Annotated in this window: 18 protein-coding genes, 2 tRNA genes and 1 rRNA gene; 8 read left to right on the top strand and 13 right to left on the bottom strand. The window is 62.9% G+C overall.

What is annotated here, in order from left to right; genetic code table 11:
- Positions 1-378: 378 nt before the first annotated feature.
- The 11 genes from PW947_RS11725 to phnS form a co-directional block, all read right to left on the bottom strand.
- Positions 379-454, bottom strand: a tRNA-Ala gene (locus tag PW947_RS11725).
- Positions 455-509: 55 nt separating this feature from the next.
- Positions 510-586 (bottom strand) — tRNA-Ile (locus PW947_RS11720).
- 66 nt (positions 587-652) lie between these two features.
- Positions 653-2180 (bottom strand): 16S ribosomal RNA (locus tag PW947_RS11715).
- Positions 2181-2692: 512 nt separating this feature from the next.
- Positions 2693-3238 (bottom strand): phosphonate degradation HD-domain oxygenase, encoded by a 546-nt coding sequence (locus PW947_RS11710; protein ID WP_299631777.1) that lies wholly within the window; start codon positions 3236-3238, stop codon positions 2693-2695.
- 4 nt (positions 3239-3242) lie between these two features.
- On the bottom strand, positions 3243-4697 hold the full coding sequence (phnY, locus tag PW947_RS11705) for a phosphonoacetaldehyde dehydrogenase (RefSeq protein ID WP_299631775.1): 1455 nt from the start codon (positions 4695-4697) through the stop codon (positions 3243-3245).
- Positions 4694-5959, bottom strand: a complete 1266-nt coding sequence (gene phnA / locus PW947_RS11700) for a phosphonoacetate hydrolase (protein ID WP_299631773.1) — start codon at positions 5957-5959, stop codon at positions 4694-4696. Before phnA ends, phnY begins: the two co-directional genes overlap by 4 nt.
- An 88-nt stretch (positions 5960-6047) precedes the next feature.
- Complete coding sequence (locus PW947_RS11695) at positions 6048-6824, bottom strand: phosphonate utilization associated transcriptional regulator (protein WP_299631771.1); 777 nt, start codon at positions 6822-6824, stop codon at positions 6048-6050.
- A gap of 98 nt (positions 6825-6922) precedes the next feature.
- Positions 6923-7786 (bottom strand): 2-aminoethylphosphonate ABC transport system, membrane component PhnV, encoded by an 864-nt coding sequence (gene phnV, locus PW947_RS11690; protein ID WP_299631769.1) that lies wholly within the window; start codon positions 7784-7786, stop codon positions 6923-6925.
- Entirely contained in the window at positions 7776-8714 is a 939-nt protein-coding gene (gene phnU, locus PW947_RS11685; RefSeq protein WP_299631767.1) for a 2-aminoethylphosphonate ABC transporter permease subunit, read from the bottom strand. The genes phnV and phnU overlap by 11 nt, the downstream gene beginning before the upstream one ends.
- A complete protein-coding gene (gene phnT, locus PW947_RS11680) occupies positions 8692-9792 on the bottom strand; it encodes a 2-aminoethylphosphonate ABC transport system ATP-binding subunit PhnT (RefSeq protein ID WP_299631765.1) in 1101 nt (366 codons plus the stop codon). The genes phnU and phnT overlap by 23 nt, the downstream gene beginning before the upstream one ends.
- 37 nt (positions 9793-9829) lie before the next feature.
- Entirely contained in the window at positions 9830-10918 is a 1089-nt protein-coding gene (phnS, locus tag PW947_RS11675) for a 2-aminoethylphosphonate ABC transporter substrate-binding protein (RefSeq protein ID WP_299631763.1), read from the bottom strand.
- A 362-nt stretch (positions 10919-11280) separates the two neighbouring features.
- On the opposite strand from phnS, the gene PW947_RS11670 reads away from it, so the two are divergent.
- The 3 genes from PW947_RS11670 to PW947_RS11660 all read left to right on the top strand — a co-directional run bounded on the left by PW947_RS11670 (position 11281) and on the right by PW947_RS11660 (position 15583).
- Positions 11281-12387, top strand: a complete 1107-nt coding sequence (locus PW947_RS11670; RefSeq protein ID WP_299631785.1) for a 2-aminoethylphosphonate--pyruvate transaminase — start codon at positions 11281-11283, stop codon at positions 12385-12387.
- A gap of 997 nt (positions 12388-13384) precedes the next feature.
- Entirely contained in the window at positions 13385-14332 is a 948-nt protein-coding gene (locus PW947_RS11665; RefSeq protein ID WP_299630243.1) for an IS110 family transposase, read from the top strand.
- A 111-nt stretch (positions 14333-14443) separates the two neighbouring features.
- Entirely contained in the window at positions 14444-15583 is a 1140-nt protein-coding gene (locus PW947_RS11660; RefSeq protein ID WP_299631761.1) for an IS481 family transposase, read from the top strand.
- A 162-nt stretch (positions 15584-15745) separates the two neighbouring features.
- On the opposite strand, the gene PW947_RS11655 is transcribed toward PW947_RS11660, so the two are convergent.
- Positions 15746-16504, bottom strand: coding sequence for a DeoR/GlpR family DNA-binding transcription regulator (locus tag PW947_RS11655; RefSeq protein WP_299631759.1), 759 nt, complete (start codon positions 16502-16504; stop codon positions 15746-15748).
- Between the two features lie 168 nt (positions 16505-16672).
- Here PW947_RS11655 and PW947_RS11650 point away from each other — a divergent pair, with 168 nt between their 5' ends.
- The 5 genes from PW947_RS11650 (at position 16673) to nadE (ending at position 22229) form a co-directional block, all read left to right on the top strand.
- The gene (locus PW947_RS11650; protein WP_299631757.1) at positions 16673-18235 is read left to right on the top strand and encodes an AarF/UbiB family protein; all 1563 of its coding nucleotides are present in this window, start codon (positions 16673-16675) and stop codon (positions 18233-18235) included.
- A gap of 118 nt (positions 18236-18353) precedes the next feature.
- Positions 18354-18860: a DUF2844 domain-containing protein gene (locus tag PW947_RS11645; protein WP_299631756.1), complete on the top strand. Its 507-nt coding sequence runs from the start codon at positions 18354-18356 to the stop codon at positions 18858-18860.
- A gap of 102 nt (positions 18861-18962) precedes the next feature.
- Positions 18963-20255 carry a DUF3443 family protein gene (locus tag PW947_RS11640; RefSeq protein WP_299631755.1) on the top strand — a complete coding sequence of 431 codons (1293 nt, stop codon included), beginning with the start codon at positions 18963-18965 and terminating at the stop codon, positions 20253-20255.
- 179 nt (positions 20256-20434) lie between these two features.
- Complete coding sequence (locus PW947_RS11635; protein ID WP_299631753.1) at positions 20435-21322, top strand: DMT family transporter; 888 nt, start codon at positions 20435-20437, stop codon at positions 21320-21322.
- A 61-nt stretch (positions 21323-21383) separates the two neighbouring features.
- Positions 21384-22229, top strand: coding sequence for an ammonia-dependent NAD(+) synthetase (gene nadE, locus PW947_RS11630; RefSeq protein WP_299631752.1), 846 nt, complete (start codon positions 21384-21386; stop codon positions 22227-22229).
- 54 nt (positions 22230-22283) lie between these two features.
- Here the strand turns inward: nadE and PW947_RS11625 are convergent, their stop codons facing one another.
- The gene (locus PW947_RS11625) at positions 22284-22547 is read right to left on the bottom strand and encodes an RNA-binding protein (protein ID WP_299631751.1); all 264 of its coding nucleotides are present in this window, start codon (positions 22545-22547) and stop codon (positions 22284-22286) included.
- Positions 22548-22957: the final 410 nt, after the last annotated feature.

The following is a 22957-nucleotide window of genomic DNA, read 5'->3' as shown; positions in this document are numbered from 1 at the left end:
GTGATCGCCAAGGCATCCACCACATGCACTTGTTCGCTTGACCCTATAACGGGTGCGTCTCTGGCCGTCTTCACTGGGAAGACCGCGCGAGCCACATCGTTACAGGTTGAGTATTCGTGTTGCGCCGTATTCAAGGCAATCTTTCGATCACCTTTTCATACATCGATACAATCACAACCCTGATTCACCTACTCGGGTCATCTCTGATGTCCTTTCGTGAATCTCTTTACTACTTCTTCCTGATTGTTAAAGAACGACAGCCGATAATGCGGTTGCTATAACCGCCTATCTTTACTGACTGGCTCAATCGCCAATGCTTGTTTCACTGAACCGCCAGCACGTTTAAATGCCTGCGCCAGATAAACCAGCATTGAAGATTGGTGGAGGATGACGGGATCGAACCGACGACCCCCTGCTTGCAAAGCAGGTGCTCTCCCAGCTGAGCTAATCCCCCAGTCACATACATCACACAGGGGAACTTCGCCGATCAGCCACACCAGACAAGACATTGGTGGGTCTGGATGGATTCGAACCATCGACCCCCGCCTTATCAAGACGGTGCTCTAACCGACTGAGCTACAGACCCCTGAGTCTGTCTTTCAAATTCACAGCCGATAAGCGTGAGCGCTCAACTTTGATGCTGAAGCTCTGGAAAGGAGGTGATCCAGCCGCACCTTCCGATACGGCTACCTTGTTACGACTTCACCCCAGTCATGAATCCCACCGTGGTAAGCGCCCTCCTTGCGGTTAGGCTACCTACTTCTGGTGAAACCCACTCCCATGGTGTGACGGGCGGTGTGTACAAGACCCGGGAACGTATTCACCGCGGCATGCTGATCCGCGATTACTAGCGATTCCAGCTTCACGCACTCGAGTTGCAGAGTGCGATCCGGACTACGATCGGTTTTCTGGGATTGGCTCCCCCTCGCGGGTTGGCGACCCTCTGTTCCGACCATTGTATGACGTGTGAAGCCCTACCCATAAGGGCCATGAGGACTTGACGTCATCCCCACCTTCCTCCGGTTTGTCACCGGCAGTCTCCCTAGAGTGCTCTTGCGTAGCAACTAGGGACAAGGGTTGCGCTCGTTGCGGGACTTAACCCAACATCTCACGACACGAGCTGACGACAGCCATGCAGCACCTGTGTTACGGCTCCCTTTCGGGCACCCCGACCTCTCAGCCAGGTTCCGTACATGTCAAGGGTAGGTAAGGTTTTCGCGTTGCATCGAATTAATCCACATCATCCACCGCTTGTGCGGGTCCCCGTCAATTCCTTTGAGTTTTAATCTTGCGACCGTACTCCCCAGGCGGTCAACTTCACGCGTTAGCTACGTTACTAAGGAAATGAATCCCCAACAACTAGTTGACATCGTTTAGGGCGTGGACTACCAGGGTATCTAATCCTGTTTGCTCCCCACGCTTTCGTGCATGAGCGTCAGTATTGGCCCAGGGGGCTGCCTTCGCCATCGGTATTCCTCCACATCTCTACGCATTTCACTGCTACACGTGGAATTCTACCCCCCACTGCCATACTCTAGCCCGCCAGTCACAAATGCAGTTCCCAGGTTAAGCCCGGGGATTTCACATCTGTCTTAGCGGACCGCCTGCGCACGCTTTACGCCCAGTAATTCCGATTAACGCTTGCACCCTACGTATTACCGCGGCTGCTGGCACGTAGTTAGCCGGTGCTTATTCTTCCGGTACCGTCATCCCACCCAGGTATTAACCAGATGGTTTTCTTTCCGGACAAAAGTGCTTTACAACCCGAAGGCCTTCTTCACACGCGGCATTGCTGGATCAGGCTTGCGCCCATTGTCCAAAATTCCCCACTGCTGCCTCCCGTAGGAGTCTGGGCCGTGTCTCAGTCCCAGTGTGGCTGGTCGTCCTCTCAGACCAGCTACAGATCGTCGCCTTGGTAGGCCTTTACCCCACCAACTAGCTAATCTGCCATCGGCCGCCCCTTGAGCGAGAGGTCCTAAGATCCCCCCCTTTCCTCCGTAGAGCGTATGCGGTATTAATCCGGCTTTCGCCGGGCTATCCCCCACTCCAGGACACGTTCCGATGTATTACTCACCCGTTCGCCACTCGCCACCAGGGTTGCCCCCGTGCTGCCGTTCGACTTGCATGTGTAAGGCATGCCGCCAGCGTTCAATCTGAGCCAGGATCAAACTCTTCAGTTCAAACCTGTTACTGTTTTTCGGTTCCGTTAAGAACCGGTCGCTCACTCAACGTACTGACGAATGATCCAGCCATCTTGCGACGGCCAAACCTTCCTTTCATTACTGTGTGAGACTTGATACTTTCGCTTTTACGCCAGACTCCGAAGAATCCGGCCAGCGTCGCCATCAAGCGCCCACACTTATCGACTGTTAATTTTTAAAGATCAATTCGCGTCACTTGCAGTCGCCGCACTTCAAACTATCCGGCACCGCTTCGTTCTGCGTCGCTGCATCTGCAGCAGAGAAACGAGATTATGAAGAATCTTTTTCGCTACGTCAACCGTTGTTTTTGCTATCGCTTAAAACTTCCGGTTCACCTCGCGTTCACCGGTTTCTGCGGCGAACCCCGTTTGCACGGAGGAGGCGAATCATAGGTGAGCCGCGCCCCTAGTTCAAGCGTTTTCCCAAAATTCTTTTTTGATATCTCATTTTGGCGTGGCAGCAAGTAGCCGCGCCCACGCTAGACGATCCCGCTATTTCATCACTCGCGCGACGACATCCATAAAGTGATCCATATCCGGCGTCGCGCGATCCGGCGACTTGGCGCGATCGTCCCACTTGCGCAGACGCAGCGCATCGCTGGCGAAGGGCTTTTGCAGGAACGTCTCCGCTTCGGACTCACTGAAGACGCCGCCCTGCAACGCCAGGCTCCGCACCGAATCCGCAGAGAGCTGCGCGAAGTACGTCGCATCGACCGCGCACAGACAACGCTTCGCATCCACGTGCAGACGGATCGGCTCCAGCACCGCGTCCGGCAGGATCGGGCGCAAAAACGGCAATGCAAAGTATTGATGCAGATCGTCGATGCCGCGCTCGCTCGGTGTTTCGCCGTGCCGATTCAGCAAATGCCCAAGGTCGTGTAGGAACGCCGCCGCGACCAGCTCATCGGACGCGCCCTCTTCTTCGGCCAGCGCGCCGCTTTGCAACGCGTGTTCGAGCTGCGTCACCGGCTCGCCGCTATAAGCCAGCGCGCCGAACGCATCGAACAATCCGCGTATGTCGTTCAGATTCAAAGCCACGCCATCACTCCCAAGGTAACGAGAAGGTTTTCAGATTCGTAAAGCTCTTCATCGCTTCCTGTACGCCTTCCTTATAGCCAAGCCCCGAATCCTTGATGCCGCCGAACGGCGTCAACTCGGTCCGGTATCCAGGCACTTCCCACACGTTGACCGTGCCGACACGCAATTCGTTGATCAGCCGCGTGATCGAATCCTGACGATTCGTGCAGACCCCGGACGACAACGCGAACGGCGTGCCATTGCTGATGCGGATGGCATCGTCGAGCGTGTCGAAGGTGAGGATCGGCGACACCGGGCCGAAGGTTTCTTCGCGCACCACCGTCATCGACGGATCCACCCGATCGATCACGGTCGGCGAGTACAGCGCGCCGATCCGCCGGTTGCCCGCCAGCAGCCGCGCGCCTTGCGCCACCGCCTCGTCGACCCGCGCCTCGAACAGCCGCGCGGCGGCCTCGTCGATAACCGTGCCCATCTGGTTCGCGGGATCGAACGGATCGCCATACGTCCACGCACGCGTCTTCTCGACCACACGTTCCGTGAAGTCGGCCGCGATACGCTTTTGCACCAGGATTCGCTTGACCGCCGTGCAACGCTGCCCGGAGTTCTTGTACGAACCCTGAACCGCCAGCGTCGCCGCGCGATCGAGATCGGCGTCTTCGAGCACGATCAGCGGATCGTTGCCGCCAAGTTCCAGCACGACGCGCCGATACGCCGCCTTCGACGCAATATATTTGCCGATCGCCACGCCGCCCGTGAACGTCACGAGTTCGGCCAGCGGATGCGTGATCAGCGTATCGGCGATCTCGCGCGGATCGCCGGTCAGCACCTGCAACATCGGCTCGGGCAAGCCGGCTTCATACAGAATGTCCGCGAGATAAAACGCCGACATCGGCACTTTTTCCGACGGTTTCAGAATGACCCGGTTATTGGTCGCGATGGCCGGCGCGATCTTGTGCGCGACCTGGTTCATCGGGTGATTGAACGGCGTAATCGCGACGATCACGCCCGCAAGCGGCTCGCGCTGCGTAAATACGCGGCGCTTCTTGCCATGCGGCGTCAAATCGCACGAAAAACTTTGCCCGTCGTCGCGCAGCGTTTCGATTGACGAAAACTTCAGCACGTCGGCCACGCGCCCGATCTCGTAGCGCGAGTCCTGTTTCGACAGACCCGATTCGAGCGAAATCAGATCCGACGCTTCCTCGACGCGCTCGCGCAACAAGCCCGCCGCGCGTTCGAGAATCTGCGAGCGCTCGTAGCGCGACAGCGCCGGTCGATACGCGGCCGCGTAATCGAACGCGGCATTCACGTCCTCGACGGTCGCCAGCGGCACCGTGCCGACGCACGCGCCGGTATACGGATCGCGGACGTCGAGCGTGCGCACGCGGCTCGCGTGCTGGCCGCACCACCGCAGCGCTTCGGTGCGAAACGGCGCGTCGTGGTCTTTCAGCACGGCGCTCATGACGCCACCTGATGATTGAGCGCGAGATCGAAGATATCGAAATTGCGCAGGCGTTTCGCGGTGGCCGCGCCGTCGATGTTCCGGTTGAAGATCAGCGGCACTTCCTGTTCGGAGATGCCGCCGTGCGAACGCAGCGGCACGGTCAGCCCCGACAGGTCGTGCGCTTCGCGACGCGTGCCGAGCGTGACGTTTTTCTGGCTGACGACGACGATATCGCCCACACGGTCGTTCGGCAGCTCGAAGCGGTCGCACGCCGCCGCGTTGCCGAGCACCACATCGACGCCGTCGAGCGCGCGCAACCGCCCGATCACGTCCGCAGCGTCGGCGTCGCGCGGCAGATAGATCGTCGCGAACGAGCCGAGCGCGCCGTGGTGAACCACGTAGGGATCGGTGATCGGCAGGATCACGCGTGCGTTGGCCGCGCCGAACCAGTCGTCCATCACATCCTGCAGATAGATCACGTTCGGCTCGCCGGTTTGCGGGTCGTGTTTGGCGTTCATCCCGTGATCGGCGGTCAGACCGATCGTCCAGCCCAGCGCGTCGAGCTGCGCCAGATAGCCGTCCATCATCGCGTAGAACGCGTTCGCGCCTTCGGTGCCGGGCGCCCACTTGTGCTGGATGTAGTCCGTCGTGGACAGATACATCAGGTCGAGCTTACGGGTTTCGGCAAGCCGCACGCCGGCAGCGAACACGAATTCCGACAACGCCGCGCTGTACACATCGGGCACCGGCAAGCCGACCAGATCCAGCACGTCGCCGATGCCGTTTTCGTCGATGCTCACCGTGTCCGCCTTTTCAGCGGAGAAGCAGATGCCGTCGAGCTTGTCGCCGAGCAGGCGGCGCAGTTTGTCCTTCGCGGTGACGACGGCGACTTGCGCGCCCGCCTTCGCCGCGGCGGCCAGCAAGGTGCCGGCGCGCAGATAGGCCGGATCGTTCATCATCACTTCCGCGCCCGTGCCGCCGTTCGCGTCCGGGTCCCAGAAGTAGTTGCCGCAGATGCCGTGCACGCGCGGCGGCACGCCGCAGACGATCGACAGGTTGTTCGGGTTGGTGAACGACGGGATCACGCAGTCGCCCTTGAACGCCGCGCCGCCCTTCAGCATCTTGCCGATAAACGGCGCGACGCCGGCCGCGACCGCGGCTTCCAGATAGTCGTACTCGCAGCCGTCGACGCACACTACGACGACAGGTTGCGTGGGCAGCCGGTAAGCACGGCCGTTGACTTCAATCTTGCGGGTGTCGAGTTCGGTCGGGATAGCCATCGTCATCTTCCATGCGCGTTGAACGCGCGTTCGCGGTTCACGGGTTCACTGGTTCACTTCACTGCGGCCGCGTCGAAACGGCGGCGCTTCATGCGGTGCGGCTGCGTGGTCGGGCGCGGTCGTGCTGCGGATCGTCCTGCTGTGCTTCATACGCTTCGTGGACCCGCTGACGACCGCCGTTCACATGCGCGTGCATCAACGACGCCGCGCGATCGGCGTCGCGCGAAGCCAGCGCCGTGAGGATCGCGCGATGTTCGGCGAGCGAGCGCTCCATCGTGTCGTCGCGCGCGCCCAGCGCCGCGCGACGGAACAGCCGCAACTCGCCCACCAGCCGCCGATACGTGTCATACAGTTTCGTGTTGCCTGCGCCCGCCACGATCGCGTCGTGAAACGCGACGTTGGCGCGCGCATACGCGTCTTGATCGTGCGCGTCGAGCGCGTCGCGCATCGCATCGATCTGCACGCGCAGTCCCGCCAGTTGCGCCGCATCGATCCGCTCGGCCAGCGCGCGGCAGGCCGCTTCCTCGAGCACGCCGCGCACGGCATAAATCTCGTCTGCCTCGTCGAGCGACACGATCCGCACGAACACGCCGCGATTCTTTTCGGTGCGGACCAGCCCAGACTGTTCGAGCGCGCGAAATGCCTCGCGAACCGGTCCGCGCGACACCTGCAAACGCGCGGCCCAATCGGCTTCGTTCAGCTTGTCGCCGGGCGCCAGCGCGCCGCTGGCGATATGCCGCTCGATTTCGTCGCGCACCACCGACGTCAGCGACGGCCGACGCCTCCCGCGGATCGCACCGCCCGGCGGGACACTCCGGCCCTGCGCTGTGTCGTCGGATGTTGCATTTGGCATATTTTCGGTCATTTCGACAATTTTTGCCACATTCAAATGGGTGAAACGCCGTCGAGGCGCAACACCTCAAATCAGAATGAAAGAGAGAGAGAGCGGGTTGAAAACCCGTCTTAGTCGATACGACGGCGCGGCACGCGCGCCGCGATGACCAGCAGCGCCGCCAGCGACACCAGCAGCAGAATCAGCGACAACGCGGACGCCGGCAGGTAATAGCCGCGCTCCACCTGGCCGACCACGACGATTGGCACGGTCGCGAAGCCCGGCGGATACACCGTCAGCGTCGCGCCGAGTTCGCCGAGCGACAGCGCGAAACCCAGCGCGAGACTCGCGCGAATCGCAGGCACGAGTTGCGGCAGCACGACCCGGCGCAACACCATCGACGGCGGCGCACCGAGACTCGCGGCGGCTTCGCGCAGTACCGTCAACTCGGGACGCAGCGCGGCGGCGGCGCATCGATAGCAGAACGGCAAGACCAGCGCGAGTTGCACCAGCACGACGATCGCCCACGAACTGGACAGATCGACCGGTTTCTTGTGATACGCGATCAGCACCGCAAGCCCGAGCACGACGCTCGGCACGCCGTTGGGCATCATCGCGATCGTGTCGACGAAGGCGCCGAGGCCGCGCCGGTCGCGCCCTTCCAGCGCGAGCGCCAGCCACATGCCGACGATCGTGCCCAGCACCGCGACGCCGAAGCCCACTTCGAGGCTCGTCGCGACGGCGTCGAAGTCGTCGGAACCGAGACGTTCGAACCAGCGCATGCTGAATCCGCTCGGCAGGATCGTGCCGGACCAGTGCGCCGCGACGCTCGACAGCGCCACGACGATCACTGGCAAAACGAACAGCCACACGCACAGCAGCGCGGCGAGACACAGCAGCGCGCCACCCGTGATCCGCGCGACGAGGCTGCGTCGCACCGGACGGGCGCGCAAATGGATCGTCGGCAAAACGGTCGGATCGAGATCAACGGCCATGTTTCGCTCCTGCAAGCTTGCGACGGTTCACCAGACGATAAAGCGCATACAGCGACAACGACATCATCAGCATCACGACCGCGCCCGCGGCCGCGGTCGGCAGATCGAGATCGACGGTCGCGGAACTGTAGATGGCAACCGGCAGCGTGATCAGATGTGCGCTGCCGAGGACCAGCAGAATGCCGAACTCGTTGAGCGTCAGCAGAAAACAGAGAATGGTGCCGGCGGCGATGCCCGGCCACGCGAGCGGCAGGATCACGCGAAACGCGACCATCCAGCTATTCGCACCGAGACTGCGCGCGGCTTCGATCAGCCGCATGTCGAGCGTCGCGAACGACGCGAGCGTGGGCCGCACGACGAACGGCGCGTAAAACACGACTTCCGCGAGAATCACGCCGCCGACGCCGAACAGAAAATCGAGCGGCGGGTTGTCCAGATGGAACAGACGCTGCAGGCCGATGCTGACCGAGCCTTGCGAGCCGTACAGAAAGATCAGCGTGAACGCGACCAGAAAAGACGGGAACGCAACGAACAACTCCAGGAAACGCGTGATGATCCGCGCGCCCGGAAACGGTTTGAAAAACAGCAGCGACGCCAGCCCGACGCCCAGCAGCGACGCGAGACCCGCGCTGGCGAACAGGATCCATAAGGTCGTGCCGACCACGCCGCGCGTCTCCGGATTCTGGAAGAAGCTCGCATACGCGTGCAGGCCGAGGCCGTGCGGGCCCGTCAGGCTCAGCAGCACGAGACGGATCAGCGGATAGATCACCAGCGGTCCGAGCACGACCACGGCGAGAAACAGCAGATGCCATTGCGCGCGCCGTTCGCGGCGGCGCACCGACGCGGTATGCGCGGCGGCGCTGGCCGCGCGACGGGCGTCGGCGGCGGTGCCTGGATCGAGCGGATTAGCGTTGGACAAGGACGACATCGTCAGCCTCGTATTGCAGGGAAATTCGCGCGCCCTTCTCCGGCATCATGCCGTGGCCGCGTTGCATCGTGACGAGCACCGGCTCGCCGGGCAGCGCGTCGAGCGTGACCTGCACCGACAGCACCGCGCCGTACCATTCGACCGACGCAATCGCGCCGTGCAACTGCCCTTCGCCGAGCGGCACGATCCGCAGCGCTTCGGGGCGCAGACAGGCGAGCCGGTCGCGTTCGTTGTAACGCACGTCGCCCATCGAAAACGCGACCTGCGGCGGCAGCAGGTTCGCCGCGCCCAGATACCGCGCGACGAAGGCGTCGGCGGGCGCGTCGTACAACTCCTGCGGCGTGCCGAGTTGCGCGATGCGGCCTTCGCGCATCAGCAGCGTGCGATCGGACAGCACCAGCGCGTCGTCCTGATCGTGCGTCACGCAGACGATCGTCAGGTTCGGCAGACGCTCATGCAGCGCCTTCAGCTCGGAACGCACCGACGCGCGCAGATTGGCGTCGAGCGCGGACAGCGGTTCGTCGAGCAGCAGCACGTCGGGCTCGATCACCAGCGCGCGCGCCAACGCCACGCGCTGCTGCATGCCGCCCGACAGTTGTGCGGGCATCACGTGCCCGGCGTCGCCGAGTTGCACCAGTTTCAGCGCATCGGCGACACGCCGCGCGATGTCTTTGGCAGGCGTCTTGCGCGCCCGCAAACCGAACGCGACGTTCTCGAACACCGACAGATGCGGAAACAGCGCATAGCTCTGGAACAGCAAACCCAGATTGCGCCGATGCGGCGGCACATGCGTCAGGTCGTGTCCGGCCACCGTCAGGTTGCCGGACAGACCGTCCGCTTCGATGAAGCCGGCGATAAAGCGCAACAACGTCGTCTTGCCGCAGCCGCTGCGGCCGAGCACGGTCAACAACTCGCCGCGTTCGATCGTCAGCGACAGGTCGTCGAGTACGGTACGCGAACCGAAGCGCACCGTCAGATGCTCGATCTGCACGCCGCCCGGCGCGCCTTGAAGCGTCGCGCCGGGCGCTTCCGGATTGGCGCCGAGTGCGCCGGCATGAGCAAGACTGGCCGTATTCACCGGATTCATCCTCCAACGTTAAAGTGCAAACGACGTATTACTTCGGCTTCACGACGTCGAGCTGCTTGCCCGAGCTGCCGATCACATCGTTCTTCCAGCGCGCCGTCCAGTCGGCCTTCTTCGCCATCACCTGGTTCCAGTCGACCGGAATCAGCTTCACGCCCGCGATCGCTTCCTTCACGGCTGCGCCGTTCTTGCCCGTCAGCGCGACGTCGGTGCGGCCCGGGATACCGAAGATGTCCGGCACCTTCGACTGCACTTCCGTCGACATCAGATAGTCGATCAGCTTCTTGCCGCCAGCCGTGTTCGGTCCGCCCTTGATCAGGCCGATCGCATACGGCAACTGGAACGTGGTCGGCTGGCCGCCCGCTGCACCGGCGAGGAAGATCGGCTTGAGCGACAGACCGCCGTTGGCGGCGTCGTCGAGGTCCATCTGCAGGTCGCCGTTCGCCACCGAGATTTCGTTACGCGACAGCAGCACGTCCAGATAGCCGGTGCCCTTGGTGTGGAACTTGGCGCTGTTTTCGAGCTTCTTCAGATAGTCGAACGCCTTGTCTTCGCCCATCAGCGACGTCGTCAGGATGATCACGGCCATGCCGTCGCCCGCCGTCGCCGGATTCGAGTAGGCGATCTTGCCGGTGTAGTCCGGATGCAGCAGATCCGCGAAGGTCTTGGGTTGCGTCTTGACGACTTCCGGGTTGATCGCGAACGAGAAATAGTTGTTCACGAAGGTTGCCCATGCGCCGTTCGGCGCCTTGGCGATTGCCGGCACGTTCTTGTAGTTCGCGCTTTGATAAGCCTGCAACAGGCCGCTTTGATCCGCCTGCTGGATGAACGGCGGCAGCGTGACCAGCACGTCGGCCTTCGGCGAGTCTTTTTCGATGTTGGCGCGGTTGACGACCTCGCCGCTACCCGCCGTGACGATGTTGACCTTCACCCCTTCCTTCTTTTCGAAGGCCGGCAACACGTCCTTGTAGAGGTTTTCGAGGCCGTCCGCCGTGTACAGCACCACGGCGTCGGCGGCCTGCGCCGGCAGCGCCGCGCCGAATGCCGCGATGGCGACCAGCGCCGGCAGCAGTTTGCGGGCGAGACCGGTGGTCGCGCGAAGGTGATTCGTCTTAGTCATGTCGCTTATCTCCGTAAGGCTAAAAAACCGGACGGTCGGGGGACCCGAACGCTGTTGTGTTTGAACGGCGAGACGGCGCGTGCGCCGCATTGCGTGTGATGCCCACAGCCCTTGGCAAAGCAGATACCGGTACGGCTCCAGATTGCTGACAACTTTATCGCGCCATTTTTCGGCCGGGCGCGAAAGCGCGCAGCCCGTTCGCGCTGCATACCTTGCCAGTTGGGGCACGGCAAGAATCGCAGGTCTGCGTGACAGCGCCGTGACTATTTTTATCATTTCCAACAAATGACACAATTCGCCAATAATATGCAAATCTACGGATGTGCGAGAGCGCGCATTCATCTGAAGACGGAGGGCGTGTGATTGTAGGAAATGATCCAATTCTGCTTACCCCGGGGCCGTTGACGACATCGTCGGCGACGCGTCAGGCCATGCTGCGCGACTGGGGATCCTGGGATGCCGCATTCAACCGCATGACACAGACGGTGTGTACCGATCTGCTGGATGTTGTGCACGGCGGCGCCGATTACGTATGTGTGCCGCTCCAGGGGAGCGGGACGTTTTCGGTCGAAGCCGCGATTGGCACGCTGGTGCCGCGTGAGGGCTGCGTGCTGGTGCCGAACAACGGCGCGTATTGTGCCCGCATCGTGCGTATCTTGCAGCGGTTGCGGATTGCTTACGTCGAACTTGCATTGCGCGAGGACGAACCGGTGACTGCCGCCGCGATCGAAGACGCGTTTATGCGCGATCCGCGGATCACGCATGTGGCGCAGGTTCATCTGGAGACGAGTGCGGGCTTGCTGAATCCGCTCGACGAGATTGCCGCCGTCTGTTTACGGCATGACAAGCGGTTGATCGTGGACGCGATGAGTTCGTTTGGCGCGTTGCCGATCGACTTGCGGCTGGGCGGCATCGATGCGTTGATATCGGCGAGCGGCAAATGTCTGGAAGGCGTGCCGGGGATGGGTTTCGTGATTGTGCGACGCGATTTGCTGGCGTCGTGCGAGGGGCGTTCGCCGTCGCTGGCGATGGATCTCTACGATCAGTACGCGTACATGCAGAAGAGCACGCAATGGCGCTTTACACCGCCGACGCATGTGGTTGCCGCGCTGCGGGTGGCGCTGGATCAGTTTATCGCCGAGGGCGGGCAGCCCGCGCGCGGTGCGCGTTATGTGAAGAACTGTCACACGTTGGTCTCAGCGATGAAGGCGTTGGGGTTTGAGACGTTCTTGCGGGCGGAGGTGCAGGCGCCGGTGATTGTCACGTTTCACGCGCCGCGCGATCCGATGTGGCGGTTTGGGGATTTTTATGCCGCAGTGCGGGAGGCCGGGTTTGTGCTTTATCCGGGGAAGCTGACGGTGGTGGAGACTTTTCGGGTGGGGTGTATTGGGGCTGTCGATAGCCATGAGATGTTTGATGCGGTTGCCGCGATCGGGAGGGTTTTGGTGGAGATGGGGGTGAAGGTTTAGGTTTGCTCCTGGCTTTTTTTTCTGGGTTTTTTCTGATTTTGGGGTTGGCGTTGGTTTTGGGTCTGGTCTGGTCTGTTGTCCCGGTTTCACGTCGGTCTGCCTGGATCGTCCCTGTGCGGGACCGCACCTACTTTTCTTTGCTCGCGCAAAGAAAAGTAGGCAAAAGAAAGCGCGTTTACACCGACACTTCGTAGCGAGTGGCGTCCTTTCAGAACGGGTAGTGGACCGCGCACGTTTGGAGTTGCCGCGCCGTTTTTCCTGGTGGTCCGCGCCCGCACATCCCGCCCGCTTCGCGGCGGTAGCCTGCTTCAAAAACCCATTTGCGCCACGTCATTCGCCCGCCGCTTCGACAGTTCCGGCGCCCGGATCGAAGGCCGGTTTTCGCCACGCCATTCGCCCGTTTTTTCGACGGTTCCGGCGTCAGCTCAAAACTCGGTCCACGCCACGCGATTCGCCAACCTTCACGACAACTCCAGCGTCCGGCCCAAAGCCCAGTTTGCCCCACGGCATTCACCCGCCTTCACGACGGTTTCGACGTTCCGGGTTGCCAGGAATTTTGCGCGCGCGACCAGACCGGCGCATGCCAAGAAAGTGGGTTTTGTGGCCGACGGAGTGCAGCGCGCGAATGGCGCTAAGAGATAAAGACGGGGCTGTGCCCGTCGGCTGTCGCGGAGCGAACAGCCGGAACTAATGACTGCCTTGCCACCAAGTCAGGCGGTGCGGCAACTCAAATCGTGCGCGGTCCACTACCCGTTAATTACTAGACGCCACTCGCTACGAAGCGCGAGGTAAACGCGCTTTCTTTTGCCTACTTGTATATTGAGGACGTGGCGCTGACCTGATCAGTCTTCGTCACAGAGGCAGTCAGTTCGTTTCGCCTACAGGGTCTTCGAACCCGTAGAAAAGCCTGGAACGGCTGCCTCTTTCATCCCCTGAACCCGAACAGTTGACTGAGCTCAAAGCTCGAATTCACGCAAGTATGGGTGCCGCGATGACTATGCAAAACACGTCTTCTACCTTCCACGTCGGTATCGATGTCAGTGGCAAGTTCCTCGATATCGCCGTCCTCGAAACCGCTGAAACCTTCCGCGTCGATAACCAGCCCCACGCCATCGACGAACTCGTCGCGCGCATGCTCACGCTCGACCCCGCCCTGATCGTCATGGAAGCCACCGGCAAGCTCGAACTCGCCGTCCTGTCCGCCATGCTGATGGCCGGCCTGCCCGCCGTCGCAGTCAATCCCCGCAACGTTCGCGCCTTTGCCCACGCCACCGGCCAGCGCGCCAAGACCGACCGGATCGACTCGCTGCTCATCGCCCGCTACGCCCAGGCCGTCAAGCCGCCTGTGCGCCCCCTCACCGACGGGCACACCCAGCAGTTGCAGGCCTTGCTGCTGCGACGCCTGCAACTGCTCGAGATGCTCAATGCCGAGGTAGCGCGCCTGCGACGCGCCCATCCCGCCACGCGCCCCAGTCTGCGCGAGAACATCAAGTGGCTCAGCCAGCAGGTCCATATCGCTGACCTCGATATCGGCGCCTTCGTGCGCGCCTGTCCCGCCTGGCAGGACAAGGAGGCCCTGCTGCGCTCCGTGCCCGGTGTCGGCCCGACCATCTCCGCCACGCTGCTCGCATTTCTGCCCGAACTGGGCTCGCTCGATAACCGCGAAATCGCTTCGCTCGCCGGACTCGCGCCGTTCAATTGCGACAGCGGCGCACGCAAGGGCAAACGCCGTATCGCGGGCGGGCGCATCGCCGTGCGACGCGTCCTCTACATGGCCTGCATCAGCGGCCAGCGGTGGAACGCCACCATCAAGGCGCTGAACACGCGCCTGCTCGCCGCCGGCAAACCCTTCAAGGTCGCCATCACCGCCTGCATGCGCCGTCTGCTCGTCATGCTCAATGCCATGGTGCGCGATTCCGCACCCTGGAATCCCATTGCCGCTTGACGTTCAATACAGTTGCTTTTCTTTGCGCGAGTGTACAGACTGGAGACATAGCTGACAGGTGTACAGGGACATGGTTGACACTTTCGGGCACTCGAACGCCCGGATCCAACCATGCCCTGGAACGTAAAAGACACCATGAGTCTCCGACAGGAATTCGTTTGCCTCGCTATCCAGCATTCGTTGCCGTTCAGCGAGTTATGCCGGCGCTTCAACATCAGCCGCCAGACCGGCTACAAGTGGCTGGAGCGCCATCGGGCTGAAGGCGACGACGGTCTTGCCGATCGCTCCCGACGCCCGCATCACAGTCCCTGCGCTTCGCCCGATCAGGCGGTTCAGGCCGTGCTGGCATTGCGCCGTGAGCACGGCTGGGGCGGACGCAAGATCGCGCGACGCCTGCTCGATCTGGGCATGACCGGCGTTCCCGCGGCGGCCACGATCACCGAGATCCTTCGCCGTCACGGGATGATCCATCCACACGCGTCCGCGCAGCGCCAGCACTGGCAGCGCTTCGAACATGCGTATCCGAATTCGCTCTGGCAGATGGATTTCAAGGGCGATTTCGCGACGCTGGAGACGGGGCGCTGCTCCCCGCTCACGGTGCTGGACGATCACTCGCGGTTCAACATCGTGCTGGCGGCCTGCTCGCGAACCACCACCGAGGTCGTGCGCACGGAGCTGGAGCGGGCGTTCCGCTGCTACGGTCTGCCCGTGCGTATCAATACGGACAATGGCGCGCCCCCGGGGGCGCCCAGCGCCCCACGGCAGCTCACCGAGCTCGCGGTATGGCTGATCAGGCTGGGAATCCGCGTGAGCTACAGCCGGCCGTATCACCCGCAGACCAATGGCAAGGATGAGCGGTTTCATCGCACGCTGAAGGCCGAAGTGCTCGAGCGTCATGCGTTCACCACGCACGCCCATGTGCAACGGGAGCTCGAGCGCTGGCGCCAGGTGTACAACACCGAGCGTCCGCACGAGGCGCTCGATATGGCCACTCCGCTCACGCGTTACAGGCCCAGCGAGCGAGCCATGCCCGAGCGGCTGCTGGAGCCCGAGTACAGCCCCGACGATGAAGTGTTACGGGTCAATGCAAGCGGCGTGGTGCGTTTCCGGGATCGGGTGCTGCGCCTGTCGGTTGCGCTCAAGGGACTGCGCGTGGCTGTGCGCCCGAAGCCCGATACGGACGGCGTGTATGAGTTTTGGTATGCCCATCACCGCGTCGCCAGACTTGACCTGAAGACCACAAAACCGTAACCATCAGGTGTCAACGATGTCCCCGTACATGTGTCAACCATGTCTCCAGTCTGTACACGCGAGCAAAGAAAAGTAGGTGCGGTCCCGCACAGGGACGATCCAGGCAAACCAGCGTGAATACAGGACGCGCACGCCACGCCAGGAGCAACCAAACCCAAACCATCACCCAGCAATAACAATCTCCAACCCTCGCCCCGCCACAACCTCAGCCAGCCCGCGCTCGGGCGCCAACTCCGTCACCAGATACCGGGCCGACTCAAAACCATTAATCCTCACCGGCGTCACCCGCCCGAACTTCGAATTATCGGCAACCACCACCACCATATCCGCACACGCGATCATCCGGCTCCGCACTTCCGCCGCCATCCGCGAATAATCGGTCAGCCAGCCGTCCGGCGAAATCCCCCCCGCCCCGACGAACGCAAAATCCGCGCGATATTGCTGCAACTGATGCAAGGTATCCAGCCCGAACGTGGCGTCTTCGATGTCGGATAACTCGCCACCCAGCAAGGTCACCCGATTGTCATTGCGACGCCCCAGCAACAGCGCAATCCGCCAGTCGTTCGTATAGACCGTCAACCGGTGACGGTCTGTCAGCGCGCGCGCCAGCGCCTGCGTCGTACTGCCCGAATCGACGATCAACGATGCGCCGTCAGGCACGAACTCGGCGGCACGCTGGCCGATTGCGCGTTTCGCGCCCGCATTCGCGGCTTCGCGTGTGTCGAGGTCAGGCTCGCGCCGTTCGCTCGACAACGCGCCGCCATGCGTGGTCACCAGCAAGCCGCGACCGGCCAGCACGTTCAGATCGCGCCGGATCGTCTCGCGCGATACGTTCAGTTCGCGCACCAGTTCCGCCACCGACAACGCGCCGGCTTTGGCAACCTGCGACAGGATGTATTGATGTCGTTGTTCTGCAAGCATCTCGATTGAGGCCCAAGACTGTTTGGTTTCGTAAGCCGCCGTATTGTAGTACGCATGCCTTCAGGACGACTCCCGCAGCGGCGCCTTCCCTGCTAACCTGTCCGTCCCAATGCAAAACTTGCACGACCGGCGCGCGCTGTGCGTCACGCGCCACCGTGCGGTCCCACGATGCCGCCATTGTTTCGCCGCCTGTCCCTGCTGTTCCACGCACTGCGCTACGGCATCCGCCTGCTCTGGCTCGCGGCGCCGCCCGACCACAAGCTGCAATGGATCGCCACGCTCATCGAACGCGTTCACGCGTCCGGCAACGGCCGCGGCCGCCTGCACGGCGTCCTGCCCGCGCTCGGTCCACTCGCGTCCACGTTCGCCGAAGCCGTCTCGCGTCGCCCGGAACTCGCCACCGGCACGCTCCACGACGCAATCGACGCGATCGGCCATCTCGAAGATCCGCTGTCGCCGCAAGAATGTGAACAAGTATTGACGCGCACGTTCGGCGCGCCGCTCGCCGCGTTGTTCGAGTCGATCGATCTGATCCCGCTGCACAGCGGTTTCGCCGAGCAGACGCATCTCGCGCGCCTCGCCGTGCCGGTCAACGGCCATCGCGACGTGACCATCAAGCTGGTGCGCGCCGCGCAGCTTCAGCAGATCGGCGACGAAGCCGCGCTGCTGCGCTGGGTCGCTCGCTGGCTCGAAAAGCTGTCGTCGAGCGCGCGTCGTCTGCACTTGCGCGAACTGGCCGAATCGTTCACGCAGGAAGTGCTGCGCCGCTTCGACCTGCGCGCCGAAGCGGCCAACCTCAGTCAGACCGGCCATCACTTCGACGGCGACGCGCGCATCGTCGTGCCGGACGTCATCTGGGAATTGAGCACGATCCACACGCTGACCATCCAGCGCATCGACACGCTGTCGGCGGCGGATCTGCCCGGCCTTGTCGCGCATCGCGTGAAGCTCGCGCCGCTGGCCGCGCACATCGTCGAAGTGGTCACGCAACAGGCGTTCGAACACGGCTTTTTCCATGCGACGCTCGACGCGCGGCGGGTTCGCGTCAGCATCGAGCCCGACACGCTGGGCCGGCTGGTGCTCGCGGAATTCGCGATCATGTCCACGTTGTCGTCACCGGAGCGGGAGTTTTTCGTGCACGGCGCAACCGCGTTGTTCGACCAGGATTACGGACGCCTTGCAGATATGCATCGCGATGCCGGCCATGTGCCCACGTCCACGCGCACGGAATCGCTCGAAGCCGAATTGCGGATGCGCAGCGAAGCCCATTTCGCCGACCAGCCGCACGAAAGATCGGCAGGCGCGCTGTTTCATCATCTGCTGCACGCGGTCCATCCGTTCGAAGGCGCGGTGCCGCAACGCCTCGCCACCGCACAACGCTCGTTCTCGCAGGCGGAAACGCTGGCCCGCGCGCTTCACCCCGGTCTCGACACATGGAATATCGCGCGCGGTGTCCTGTCGGATATAGCGAAGCGCGATGTCGGAACGCATGGCTGGATCAAGCGCGTATCGAAGGAATTGCCGCATCTCGCGCATATGTTGCCGCGTCTGCCGCAACTGGCCGTCCGCTATTTGCAGCATCAGCACGATTCCGCAGGCACGAAGCAGCACGCGCAACTCGTCCACGACCTGATCCGCGAACAGCGGCGCACCCGCGCGCTGCTATGGGCGTGCGCGATCACCGGCATGCTGGTCGGCGCAATCGTCGCGGTTCTGAATTATTGGGCCTGAACTTTCAGACCTGGCTGCCGTTATATGGATAGATCGCGTGGCTTCTGCACTCGCCGCGCGCAGACAGGCGGAGCAGACAATCCGCCGTCGGCCGCATCGTCAAGACATCGGGGATTCCATGACACGCAGGGCTTTTCGTATCGCCGCGCTCACGATCGCGCTCGCGACCGGCGGCGGTATCGCCACACCCGCATTCGCAGAACTCGGCGGCCTGCCCAGCTATCCCGCCAGCACCACGCCTTCGACACGGCTCGTGCTGAAATCCACAGCTGCGGCTGCGGCGGCTACATCGGGCGCGGCGGCGTCGAACTACACCGTCGATACGACCACGCTCGCTTCCGGCACCGTCGTCAGCGAATACGTCGGCCACGACGGCACCGTGTTCGCGATCGTCTGGAACGGCCCGACCATCGCCCCGCTCGACACGTTGCTCGGCGCCTACTTTCCGACCTACAAGCAAGGCATCGCCGATGTGCAGGCCGCGCGCGGCGGCGGCTTCGGTCCGGCCGCAGTCCGTCAGTCGGGACTGGTGGTCGAAACCGGTGGCCATATGGGCGCATTCCACGGCCGCGCGTACCTGCCGCCAGCGGTGCCCCAAGGCCTCAGCGTCGACGATATCCAGTAATTCGCGCGCGCCGGATCCAGCAGACGACGCCGGCAGCGCAGGACTCGCGCACACATCGATAAGAAAACGGATAAGCAAGCGGATAGGCAAACGGGAATGACAATGGGCAAAACCGGATGGATGGTGGCGGCTGCGCTGAGTCTCGGCGTCGTGGCCTGCGGCGGAGGCGGTGGCGGCAGTTCGTCGACGGTGAGCACGACCGGCAACAGCAGCAATAGCAACGGCACGAGCGGCGACGCGGTGAACAGCGGCTCGGTGACGGTGGTCAACGCGTCGGCGGTGCCGACCAGCAGCAGCGCAATCAATACCGTGCCGGTCACGGTGTCGTCGGCCGGCTTCCAGGACCAGCCGATGGTCAAGGTGACGGTCTGCGCGCCGAACAGCAATGCCGCGTCGAGCTGCACGACGATTTCCAACGTGCTGGTCGATACCGGTTCGTACGGCCTGCGCGTGTTCGCATCGGCGCTACCAGCCACGCTGGGCGCGCTGACAGCCAGAACCGACTCGCTGTCGGGCAAAGCCGTCACCGAGTGCGTGGTGTTCGCGAGCGGCCACGCGTGGGGCAGCGTGCGCGGCGCCGACGTCCGGATCGGCAACGAAACAGCCATCGATCTGCCCGTCCACATCCTCGCCGACCCGAGCCTGCCCGCCGAACCGTCCGCCTGCGCGGTCAACACGGCTATCGCCGGCGCGTCGGACCTGGGCGCGAACGGCATTCTCGGCGTGGGCGTCAAGAGTCAGGATTGCGGCGCGCCCTGCGTGACCAATTCGCTCGCCTGGTATTACTTCGCCACGGATTCGACATCAAGCACCCGGATCACCGTGCCGCTCGGCAACCAGGTCACGAATCCGGTCGCCAGGTTCGCCACCGACAACAACGGTGTGATCCTGGAAATGCCGCAGGTACCGGATTCGGGCACCGCGGTGGCCACCGGCACGCTGGTGTTCGGCATCGATACGCGGTCGAACAACGCACTCGCCGGCACCGGCGCGACCTTGCTCGCCACCACCGACGGCGGCAACTTCAACGCGACCTACAACGGCCGCAGCTTCACCGGCAACGCGTTCTTCGACTCGGGCTCGAACGGCCTGTTCTTCCAGGACGCGTCGATTCCCTCCACCGGCTCGTTCTTCACGCCGGTATCGACACTCGGCCGCGAAGCGACGATCAGCGCGAGCAATCTGTCGGGCGCGACGATCGGCTTCAATATCGCCAATGCGAGCACGCAGTTCGGCACGGGCAATCGCGCGTTCAACAACGTCGGCGGTTATATGAGCGGCAGCTTCGACTTCGGCATGCCGTTCTTCTACGGACGTCACGTCTACTACGGCCTCACCGGCCAGACATCGACGGGCGGCGGCACCGGTCCGTACGTCGCGTTCACGTCCAGCTGAAAACCGGCCACCGGGCACGGGCACGGGATTAAGCAAAAGCACGGGCACGGCACGCGCCGCGCCCGCGTCGCGAGTGCACGCTCGAACAAGACGCGCCGACGGCCGATCGCGATACTTCGGTATCGCTACAAGCGCTTGCGATCGTCCGCGATCTTTTGTCATTCCTTCGACGCCGTCCGATGTCCGCCATCTTTCTGCCTGCCATTTTCGTGCTGTTGTGGTCGACCGGTTTCGTGGTCGCCCGCGCGATCACGCCCTTCGCCGATCCCAATCTGTTCCTGCTGGCCCGTTTCGGCGGGACGGCGCTCGTGTTCGCGCTGGCCGCCGTCGTCGCGCGCGTCCGCTGGCCGAGCGGCCGCGAAATCGGCAAGCATCTGATCGCGGGCGGGTTACTGCAAGGCGTGTACCTTGGCGCGGGTTACTGGGCAGTCGCGCAAGGCATGAGCGCGGGCGTAATGGCATTGCTCGGCGCGCTTCAACCGCTGGCCACCGCTGCGCTCGCCGCGCCGCTATTCGGCGAAAGGCTGTCGGGACGCGGATGGACGGGCATGGCGCTCGGCCTCGCGGGCGTCGCGCTGGTGCTGACGCCGAAATTGACGACGGCGGCGCTGCCCGGCGCGGTCGCCACCGGTTCACACGGCAACGCGCCGCCGTGGCTCGTGATTGTCGTATCGATTGTCGCGGTCGGCGCGATCACGGCGGGTACGCTGTTCCAGAAGACGTCGCTGTCGAAAGCGGATCTGCGCAGCGCGAGCGCGATCCAGAATGCCGGCGCCGCCATCGTCGCCGCGCTGCTCGCGCTGGCGCTCGGCGAGCATCGGTGGATTCCGTCGCCGGTGTTGTGGATCTCGCTCGGGTGGGGCATCGCGATGCTGTCGGGCGTCAGCTTGACGCTGCTGGTGTGGATGGTCCGCCGGGGCGACGCTTCGCGCGCGACCGCGCTGCTGTTTCTCGCGCCGCCGCTTGCCGCGCTCCAGGGCTTTATCGGTTTCGGCGAAACCTTGTTGCCGGTGCAGATCGCCGGTTTCGTCGTTGCACTGGTCGGCGTTCTGCTTGCACGCTCGTGACGGTTTGCGCACTATTTTGTCTGGGTATCGCCGATCTCAATCCATTGCCAAGGACCTTCCCATGACCCAGCAAGACCGTGCCGACCGCCAGCGTCTGATCGCCGACGAACTCCACGTCGCCGAGCATTTCGACGCAGGCCAGGAAATCGAACGCCGCGTCGCCTTCCTCGCCGACTATCTGCGCGAAAGCGGGCTGCGCACTTACGTGCTGGGGATCAGCGGCGGCGTCGATTCATCGACTGCGGGACGGCTCGCGCAACTTGCGGTCGAACGACTGCGCGGCGCCGGTTACGACGCGCAGTTTGTCGCCGTGCGCCTGCCGTACGGCATCCAGCGCGACGAAGCCGACGCGCAACAGGCGCTCGCGTTTATTCGCGCGGATCGCGGCGTGAGCGTCGATATCCAGCCCGCCGCCGACGCGATGCTGGCGTCGCTGGTCGCGAGCGGCACCGCCTTTTCTGGCGACGCGCATCAGGATTTCGTCCACGGCAATATCAAGGCGCGTCAACGGATGATCGCGCAGTATGCGATTGCCGGCGCGCACTCGGGTGTGGTGATCGGCACGGATCACGCGGCGGAATCGGTGATGGGATTTTTTACGAAGTTCGGCGACGGCGGCGCCGATGTATTGCCGCTTGCCGGCTTGAACAAGCGCCGCGTTCGCTCGGTGGCGATTGCATTGGGCGCGAGCGACGCGATTGCGCACAAGGTGCCGACGGCGGATCTGGAGATGCTGCGTCCGCAACGCCCGGACGAGGACGCCTACGGCATTCCCTACGACGCAATCGACGACTTCCTGGAGGGCAAGCCCGTCAGCGATGCGGTGTATGACACCGTGCTACGGTTTTATGAAGCGACGCGCCACAAACGGGCTTTGCCCTACACACCGTTCGACTGGCCCGAATAACGCGTGCGGTCTGCGCGGCCTGAACTCTCTGCGCGACGGCGCGCGACCTGCGTGCTATTCGCCCGAGGGCTCGGCGCCGAACAGTTCCGCGCCGGCCGCGAGCGCCACTCCGCCCAGATGCTTGCCCTGCACCAGCCGCGCGATCACCTCGCCGATATACGGCACCTCGGCGTTCAACGCCACGGTTGCAATGGCACGCGGCGTGCCCGAGTCGCTCACCGACACATGCTTGGCGTAATGGCCGAGTTCGTGCTCGAGAAAGTCTCGAACCTCTTGCTCGCTACACGACTCGGCAATATTCCACACATACAGGTTCATGATTTTCGGCTTAGCGGATACGACGCCGTGCGGCTTCGTCAGTCACGCGGATTCGCACAGGCCTTAGCGCCGCCCGTTGACGCGACGCCTGAGCCGCCGCCCGGCTAATTAATGCAGTGCCGCTTAACGCTACTGCGGACAAAATCAGATAAAAGGCAATCATTTGAATATCCCCTTCGAATTTCTGTTCGTTTTAAGGATAGGTGGCATCGCCCCCAAAAGCGATGCGACAGTTTGTCATGACGCACCTCGCCGAAATTGCGATGCCGCACTGCCGCTCCTGCCTTCGCTGCAGCGGTCCTGGCGGGATAACAGACGGCGCTTGAAAATGCACCGTTTTGAAACCTCGCTTTAAAAACCACGAATACACTTTACCCGATTATCTGACCGAAAAAATAGCAAAAAATGGG

Origin of the sequence: Paraburkholderia sp., assembly GCF_028283785.1 — a bacterium.
GTDB lineage: Bacteria > Pseudomonadota > Gammaproteobacteria > Burkholderiales > Burkholderiaceae > Paraburkholderia.
The sequence above is the reverse complement of the archived record's forward strand: the minus strand, read 5'-3'. Positions and strand labels throughout refer to the sequence as shown.

Excerpts from the sequence above, each read along its gene's own strand:
- phnY (WP_299631775.1), bottom strand. The coding sequence starts at position 4,697 with ATGAGCGCCGTGCTGAAAGACCACGACGCGCCGTTTCGCACCGAAGCG.
- phnA (WP_299631773.1), bottom strand. The coding sequence starts at position 5,959 with ATGGCTATCCCGACCGAACTCGACACCCGCAAGATTGAAGTCAACGGC.
- PW947_RS11695 (WP_299631771.1), bottom strand. The coding sequence starts at position 6,824 with ATGACCGAAAATATGCCAAATGCAACATCCGACGACACAGCGCAGGGC.
- phnV (WP_299631769.1), bottom strand. The coding sequence starts at position 7,786 with ATGGCCGTTGATCTCGATCCGACCGTTTTGCCGACGATCCATTTGCGC.
- phnU (WP_299631767.1), bottom strand. The coding sequence starts at position 8,714 with ATGTCGTCCTTGTCCAACGCTAATCCGCTCGATCCAGGCACCGCCGCC.
- phnS (WP_299631763.1), bottom strand. The coding sequence starts at position 10,918 with ATGACTAAGACGAATCACCTTCGCGCGACCACCGGTCTCGCCCGCAAA.
- PW947_RS11665 (WP_299630243.1), top strand. The coding sequence starts at position 13,385 with ATGCAAAACACGTCTTCTACCTTCCACGTCGGTATCGATGTCAGTGGC.
- PW947_RS11660 (WP_299631761.1), top strand. The coding sequence starts at position 14,444 with ATGCCCTGGAACGTAAAAGACACCATGAGTCTCCGACAGGAATTCGTT.
- PW947_RS11655 (WP_299631759.1), bottom strand. The coding sequence starts at position 16,504 with ATGCTTGCAGAACAACGACATCAATACATCCTGTCGCAGGTTGCCAAA.
- PW947_RS11650 (WP_299631757.1), top strand. The coding sequence starts at position 16,673 with ATGCCGCCATTGTTTCGCCGCCTGTCCCTGCTGTTCCACGCACTGCGC.
- PW947_RS11645 (WP_299631756.1), top strand. The coding sequence starts at position 18,354 with ATGACACGCAGGGCTTTTCGTATCGCCGCGCTCACGATCGCGCTCGCG.
- PW947_RS11640 (WP_299631755.1), top strand. The coding sequence starts at position 18,963 with ATGGGCAAAACCGGATGGATGGTGGCGGCTGCGCTGAGTCTCGGCGTC.
- PW947_RS11635 (WP_299631753.1), top strand. The coding sequence starts at position 20,435 with ATGTCCGCCATCTTTCTGCCTGCCATTTTCGTGCTGTTGTGGTCGACC.
- nadE (WP_299631752.1), top strand. The coding sequence starts at position 21,384 with ATGACCCAGCAAGACCGTGCCGACCGCCAGCGTCTGATCGCCGACGAA.
- PW947_RS11625 (WP_299631751.1), bottom strand. The coding sequence starts at position 22,547 with ATGAACCTGTATGTGTGGAATATTGCCGAGTCGTGTAGCGAGCAAGAG.